General features: G+C 50.3%; 2 protein-coding genes and 1 pseudogene. All 3 read right to left on the reverse strand.

The genetic code is table 11. The annotated features are described in order from the left end of the window. Positions 1 to 536: 536 nt before the first annotated feature. The gene (locus BP38_RS22445; RefSeq protein WP_245602444.1) at positions 537 to 1,124 is read right to left on the reverse strand and encodes a hypothetical protein; all 588 of its coding nucleotides are present in this window, start codon (positions 1,122 to 1,124) and stop codon (positions 537 to 539) included. A 57-nt stretch (positions 1,125 to 1,181) separates the two neighbouring features. Further along, positions 1,182 to 1,358: pseudogene (locus BP38_RS23355) on the reverse strand (helix-turn-helix domain-containing protein); the annotation flags it as partial. A 415-nt stretch (positions 1,359 to 1,773) separates the two neighbouring features. Next, positions 1,774 to 2,094 (reverse strand): transposase (locus tag BP38_RS21525; RefSeq protein WP_035725968.1); only part of this gene is annotated, 321 nt, incomplete at its 5' end.

The following is a 2,094-nucleotide window of genomic DNA, read 5'->3' on the forward strand; positions in this document are numbered from 1 at the left end:
CCACAGATAATTCACCGCCAAACCCCGCCTCAATAAAATCAACCACTTGGCGGTCAATTCCGCGCCAAATCGACGTCCAACTGTTCAAGTTGGGCTAGACCTTCATCGCCGCCTTGCGCCGAGACCTCGTCCACGACACTTGGGTCATCAATGGAACGATGAACCGCAAGCAGCTCCGAGCGTTATGTTGAAATGCAACTCGCACCTAGCCTGCAGCCAGGCGATGTGGCCGTTCTCGACAACCTATCTGGCCACCAAAGCCCTAAGCCCGCCCAAACAATGCGCGCTGTCGATGCCTGTTTCCTCTTCCTGCCGCCCTAAAGTTCCGATTTCAATACCATTGAGATGACGTTTTCCAAGCTGAAGCCCTGACCTGTAAGACCGCCGTACGTTCAAGGACGAACTCTGGCAGACCGTCTCCCATATCTGTGATCTCTTCACCAAGCATGCGTGTAGAGGCATGATCGGCACCGAAAGTAAGATTGGAATTCATTCTATACGAGCTTCCGGTTTTTATATGAACCTGCCTGGGAGATTTACTGGAGGTCATCTATTGTCCGGGCAAAAAACAAGCTTTCGCCTTGGGAAACGCTATTTTCTATGAGTCGTTTTACGTGTTCGGCGATTGTGTCGTCTGTCGGCTTAAAGAGTCCGCAGCTTGCCATGGCTGTCTTGACTGAAAGTTGTTTGTCTGCACTAACCAGCACTACGCGACTCGCAGCAGGTTGACGACGACTGCCAGCAGAAACACCCAGACTTAATCCGGTCAAGATTCGCGCCGGGTACATGTAGCTTGGAAAGTACACGGAATACGAGATTTCCTTTCGAGATAAGCGTTCGTACTCTATTGTAAATAACCGGTCTCCAAGGAATAATACATCACCGTAGTATTTGCAGAGACTAGCCATTCCTGAATGAGTCAGTTCTCTTCCTGCCGGCTCAATACATCTTATGTTGCTACTATTCTCAGATAAAGAAATCGACACCAATGATTTTCGAATAAGACCAGGTATTGAAAGAGAGTAATAATACTTGAAATAAATTCCCTCGTATTCCTTCAAAGCGTCTTTAGATGAGGCTTGAGCAAATTTCATAAAGGAAATGAAACTTTCCTTCTGGGACAAGTCCTTACCCTTCCTATGGGGCAATTTAAACTCTGATTCTGGGAGGAAAAGGTCACCCTCTGAAATTCCAACATACTCGCAAATTTTCCGGAGATTCCGAGGCGAAGGCAGAGATTGTCCACTTAAATATTTATTGAATTGTTGACGATTTATATCAACTGCCCTGCAGAACTCAGAAATCGAACTGTGTGAATCGGCGATATGACGAAGATTCAGCTTTAAATGGATATTCATGCTCGCACTTACTCAGCCTGGACGAAAGCTCGGCGGACTGTAGGGCAACTTTGATCATAAGCTAACTCGCGTTTCTCACAAAGCCTAGATTGGATAACTTGAGCGTACTATCTGCGTGGATATTGCTTGGTGGCGTTGTTTGGTCCCAGGGTTTGATGGTGGATCATGCATCTACGAAGAAAGGAAGGATGCACAAATGGGCAGTACGACAAGAGAGCGTCCGCACGACAGTGGCAGTCCGCCGAGCGATGCTGCATAGCCAAGAATGCCTGAGAACACTTTCGAAGCGAGACGGGGTTAACCCGAAGATCATGGCCTAATGGAGCGGTTGGGCTGAGACCACTGATTATTGCACCGGCCCGGCGCTCGGCAGCAGTTGCCGAAAGAAAATCTATGTACTTCCTAGCAACTGTGTTTATGCACAGACCTGATGGCGCCATGGGAGGCCTGATTTGAGGATTGCGTTTGCAGTGGTAATCAGGCGCCGAGCGATGGCGATGATGACCAGCTTGTGCGGCTTTCCTCGTTCCTTGAGGCGCCTGGCGACGGATTTCAGGACCGGGTTGTGGCATGCGGCGGCGAGCGCTGCCTGAAACAGCACATGCCGCAAGGCGCGTCTTCCTCCAGCGATCATCCGGCGGCCACGTTTCGTCCCGCTGTCATGGGATACAGGCGCGAGGCCAGTCATTGCGGCGGCCTCGCCGGACGTCATCCGTCCGAGTTCGGGCATTTCCGC

The organism is Fodinicurvata fenggangensis DSM 21160, from assembly GCF_000686045.1.
Taxonomy (GTDB): domain Bacteria; phylum Pseudomonadota; class Alphaproteobacteria; order Kiloniellales; family DSM-21159; genus Fodinicurvata; species Fodinicurvata fenggangensis.